Origin of the sequence: Streptomyces albus subsp. albus, from assembly GCF_000725885.1 — a bacterium.
In the GTDB taxonomy this organism is placed as follows: Bacteria; Actinomycetota; Actinomycetes; order Streptomycetales; family Streptomycetaceae; genus Streptomyces; species Streptomyces albus.
In genome coordinates this window covers 1-4,632 of the sequence record NZ_JODR01000060.1, presented here as the reverse complement: position 1 = coordinate 4,632, position 4,632 = coordinate 1, and the positions used below count along the sequence as shown (strand labels likewise).

Below are 4,632 nucleotides of genomic sequence, written 5' to 3'. Positions count from 1 at the left end.
GTATCCGCACCAGTTCAGTGGTGGTCAGCGGCAGCGTATCGGGATCGCCCGGGGGCTGGCGCTGCGTCCGGAGATCATCGTCGCCGACGAGCCCGTCTCCGCGCTGGATGTGTCGGTGCAGGCGCAGGTCGTCAACCTGATGGAACGTCTCCAGGACGAATTCGGCCTCTCCTACATGTTCATCGCGCACGACCTGTCGGTGGTGCGGGGAGCGGATCGTCCTGGAGGGCGATGTGCCCTCGCCGGCCAACCCGCCCTCCGGCTGCCGCTTCCGCACCCGCTGCTGGAAGGCCGAACAGCGCTGCGCCGACGAGGTGCCGCTGCTGGCCGTGCCCTCGCTGTACGAGAAGGCCGACTCGGGCGCCGCACACCCCTCGGCCTGCCACTTCGCGGAGGAGCGCAGCGCGGTCGTCGCCGCCTGAGACCGGCTGCCCCGGGCCGTCGCCCAGGGCATGTCGCCCATACGGGTGCCGCCCTGTCCCCGGCAGGCAAGGCAGCCAGGCATATGGTGTCAAAAGGTGTTAAGTGGGTCCGAGTCGTACTCGGACCCACAGCGCACCCAGGAGGCACCCATGCGTGGAGCCACCCGCGTCACCCTGGCCAGGAGAGCGCTCGCCGCGGCGGGTGCGGTCGCGCTCACGGCAACGGCCTGCGGCGGCGGCTCCGGCAGCGGCGGGGTGGGCGGCACCCCCCAGGACGGGGTGGTCCGCGCCTTCTGGACCGACCCCCAGCACCCGGTGGAGCCCGCGAACACCAACGAGGTGCAGGGCGGCAAGGTCCTCGACATGATCTTCCGGGGGCTGAAGAAGTACGACCCCCGCACGGGCCGGGCCCAGAACGCCGTCGCCCGCTCCATCCGCACCGACGACCAGCAAAACTTCACCATCACCCTGGAGAAGGGCTGGAAGTTCTCCGACGGCACACCGGTGACGGCGAAATCCTTCGTGGACGCCTGGAACTACGGCGCACTGGTCACCAACAAGCAGGTCAACTCCTACTTCTTCCAGTACATCGAAGGCTATGACGCGGTGCACCCCGACAAGGGGAAGCCCACGGCGAAGACGCTGTCCGGACTGAAGGTGAAGAACGACCACACCTTCACCGTGAAGCTCAACCAGAAATTCTCCCTGTGGCCCGACACCCTCGGCTACAGCGCTTACGCACCACTGCCGAAATCCTTCTTCACCGACCACGCCGGCTGGCTGAAGAAACCGGTCGGCAACGGCCCCTACAAGGTGGACTCCTACACCAAGGGCCAGTCGATGCAACTGTCCCGGAACCCGCACTACCAAGGCGACGACAAGCCCCGGAACAAGGGCGTCGAACTGAGGGTCTACACCGACCAGAACACCGGGTACACGGACCTGCAGGCCGGCAATCTGGACGTCGTCGACGAACTGCCGGCCGGGCAGCTCAAGAATGCCCGGCGGGACCTGGGCGGCCGGTACATCAACCAGCCCGCCGGCATCACCCAGTCCATCTCCTTCCCGATGTACGACAAGAAGTGGCGCAGCGAGAAGGCGGCCATGGTGCGGCGGGGCCTGTCCAAGGCGATCAACCGCAAGGAAGTGACCGACAAGATCTACCACGGCACCCGGGAGCCGGCCACGGACCTGACCTCCCCGGTGCTGGGGAGGGCGGGCGGCCACAAGCCGGGGCTGTGCGGCACCACCTGCGAATACGACCCCGCCGAGGCGCGGAAACTGGTCAAGCGGGGCGGCGGGCTGCCCGGCGGACGCATCACCCTGACCTCCAACGTGGACACCGGCTCCCACCGGCAGTGGATGGAGGCCGTCTGCAACAGCATCAACCGCACGCTGCGCAAGAACGACGCCTGCACCGTCAATCCGGTACCGACCTTCAGCGAATTCCGCTCCGACATCAGCGGGCAGAAGATGAAGGGCATGTTCCGCACCGGGTGGCAGATGGACTATCCCCTCATCCAGAATTTCGTCCAGCCGGTCTACTACACCGACGCCTCCTCCAACGACTCCGGCTTCTCCGACCCCAAGGTGGACCGGATCATCGACCAGGCGAACGCCGCCCCCGACCAGCAGCAGGCCGTCCGTCTCTACCAGCAGGCGGAGAAACGCATCATCGAGAAGCTCCCGGCGATCCCGCTGTGGTACCAGAACGGCAACGCCGGATATTCCGAGCGGGTCAGCAACGTGCGGCTCAACCCCTTCTCCGTGCCGGTCTTCACCGACATCAAGGTCAAGTGAGCCGACGTGGGGCGCTACGTCATCCGACGCCTGCTCCAGATGGTCCCGGTCTTCATCGGGACGACCTTCCTCATCTTCGTGATGGTCTACGCCGTCGGCGACCCGGTCAACGCGATGTTCGGGGAGCGGGCGCCGGACCCGGCGACCGCCGCCCAGCTCCGCGCCGAATTCCACCTCGACAAGCCCGTGTGGCAGCAGTACGTGCTCTACATGGGAAAGATCTTCACCGGTGATTTCGGCAATGCCTTCAACGGCCAGCCGGTGACCGAACTGATGGCGACGGCCTTCCCGCTCACCGTACGGCTGGCCGTCATCGCCGTCGTCTTCGAGATCGCCATCGGCATCACTCTGGGCGTCCTGACCGGACTGCGGCGCGGACGCCCGGTGGACAGCGGGGTGCTGATGTTCACCCTCGTCGTCATCTCCGTCCCCACCTTCGTGACCGGCAGCCTCGCGCAGTACCTGCTGGGCGTGAAATGGGGCTGGATCTCACCCGCCGTCTCGCCCGCCGCGCCCCTGGGCCAGCTCCTGCTCCCCGGCCTGGTGCTCGCCCTCGTCTCCCTCGCCTACGTCACCCGGCTCACCCGCACCTCCATCGCGGAGAACACCCGCGCCGACTATGTGCGGACGGCCGTCGCGAAGGGGCTGAGCCGGCGGCGCGTGACGGTGCGGCACCTGCTGCGCAACTCGCTGATCCCCGTCGTCACCTTCCTGGGCACCGATGTGGGCAGCCTGATGGCCGGCGCCCTGGTCACCGAGCGGATCTTCAACATCCACGGTGTCGGTTTCCAGCTGTGGCAGGGCATCGTGCGGCAGAACTCGCCCACGGTCGTCGGTTTCGTGACCGTCCTCGTCGTCGTCTTCCTCCTCGCGAACCTGCTCGTCGATCTCCTGTACGCCGTGCTCGACCCGAGGATCCGCTATGCGTGAGGCACCGCCCGCCGGCCCGCGGCCGGACGGCACCCCGGGCCCCGCCGGCACCGTCCGGCGGCCCGCCCGCGGCGGGGGAGGCGAACCCCCGCACACGACGGAACCGCGGCACCCCGGGGAGGCATCATGAGCGGCACCTCCGCCTTCGAGGGACACGGCCGCGGCATGGAAGTGGTCGGCGTCGAGCGGGAAGGCCGCGAAGGGGAGGGGACACCGACCCCGCCGCCGGGCGGCGACGAGCGCGGACACAGCCGCAGCCTGTGGTCGGATGCCTGGCACGACCTGCGGCGCAACCCGGTCTTCCTGATCGCCGGGCTGCTCATCGCGTTCCTGGTACTGATCTCCGTGTGGCCCGGTCTCATCGCCGGCCGCGACCCCCTCTCCTGCCGGCTCGGACGCTCCCTGGATCCCTCGTCGGCGGGGCACTGGTTCGGTTTCGACGCGCAGGGCTGCGACGTCTACACCCGGGTCGTCCACGGCGCCCGCACGTCCGTGACGGTCGGGGTCTGCGCCACGCTGGGGGTGGCCGTACTGGGCAGCCTCCTGGGCGGACTCGCCGGTTTCTTCGGCGGGGTGTGGGACGCGGTCGTCTCCCGCGTCACCGACATCTTCTTCGGCATCCCCATCGTGCTGGGCGGTCTGGTCTTCCTCTCCATGACCGGCAGCCGCTCGGTGTGGACGGTCGTCACCTTCATCGTGCTGCTCGGCTGGCCGCAGGTGGCCCGTATCGCCCGCGGTTCGGTGATCACCGCCAAGCAGAACGACTACGTACTGGCCGCCCGCGCCCTGGGCGCCGGCACCACCCGCATGCTGGTGCGCCACATCCTGCCCAACGCCGTCGCCCCGGTGATCGTGACCGCGACCATCGCGCTGGGCACCTACATCTCGCTGGAGGCCACGCTCAGCTTCCTGGGCGTCGGCCTCCAGCCGCCCACCGTCTCCTGGGGCGCCGACATCTCGGCCGCCTCCCAGGGCATGCAGTTCCGCAACGCGCCGCACATCCTGCTGTACCCGGCCGCCGCGCTCAGCATCACCGTGCTGGCGTTCATCATGCTCGGCGACGCGGTGCGCGACGCCCTCGACCCGAAGCTGAGGTGAGCGCACGGTGACTCTGCTGGAAGTCCGGGATCTGCACGTCGAGTTCCGCACCAGGGACGGCGTGGCCCGTGCGGTCAACGGCGTCAGCTGGAGCGTCGAGGCGGGCGAGACGCTCGCGGTGCTCGGCGAGTCCGGTTCCGGCAAGTCGGTGACCGCCCAGGCGGTCATGGGCATCCTCGATGTGCCGCCGGGCCGGATCACGGGCGGGCAGATCCTCTTCGAGGGGCGCGACCTGCTGACCCTCCCGGATGAGGAACGCCGGCGGATCCGGGGCGCCCGAATGGCCATGATTTTCCAGGATGCGTTGTCGGCGTTGAATCCGGTGTTGACGGTGGGGTATCAGCTGGGGGAGATGTTCCGGGTGCATCAGGGGCTTTCGCGG

General features: G+C 68.6%; 4 protein-coding genes and 1 pseudogene. All 5 read left to right on the top strand.

The window, feature by feature from the left end; translation table 11 throughout:
* A pseudogene (locus IO40_RS36650) lies at nucleotides 1-422 on the top strand (oligopeptide/dipeptide ABC transporter ATP-binding protein); the annotation flags it as partial.
* A gap of 150 nt (nucleotides 423-572) precedes the next feature.
* Nucleotides 573-2,222, top strand: coding sequence for a peptide ABC transporter substrate-binding protein (locus IO40_RS0132625; RefSeq protein ID WP_031176669.1), 1,650 nt, complete (start codon nucleotides 573-575; stop codon nucleotides 2,220-2,222).
* Nucleotides 2,223-2,228: 6 nt separating this feature from the next.
* Nucleotides 2,229-3,152, top strand: a complete 924-nt coding sequence (locus tag IO40_RS0132620) for an ABC transporter permease (RefSeq protein ID WP_016469552.1) — start codon at nucleotides 2,229-2,231, stop codon at nucleotides 3,150-3,152.
* A gap of 126 nt (nucleotides 3,153-3,278) precedes the next feature.
* Nucleotides 3,279-4,250 carry an ABC transporter permease gene (locus IO40_RS0132615; RefSeq protein WP_016469553.1) on the top strand — a complete coding sequence of 324 codons (972 nt, stop codon included), beginning with the start codon at nucleotides 3,279-3,281 and terminating at the stop codon, nucleotides 4,248-4,250.
* A gap of 7 nt (nucleotides 4,251-4,257) precedes the next feature.
* Nucleotides 4,258-4,632, top strand: a 375-nt coding sequence (locus IO40_RS0132610) for an ATP-binding cassette domain-containing protein (RefSeq protein WP_031176668.1), incomplete at its 3' end; no start/stop codon positions are given.

What these genes read in the sequence shown, in the direction of transcription:
- IO40_RS0132625 (WP_031176669.1), top strand. Translation starts at nt 573, where the DNA reads ATGCGTGGAGCCACCCGCGTCACCCTGGCCAGGAGAGCGCTCGCCGCG.
- IO40_RS0132615 (WP_016469553.1), top strand. Translation starts at nt 3,279, where the DNA reads ATGAGCGGCACCTCCGCCTTCGAGGGACACGGCCGCGGCATGGAAGTG.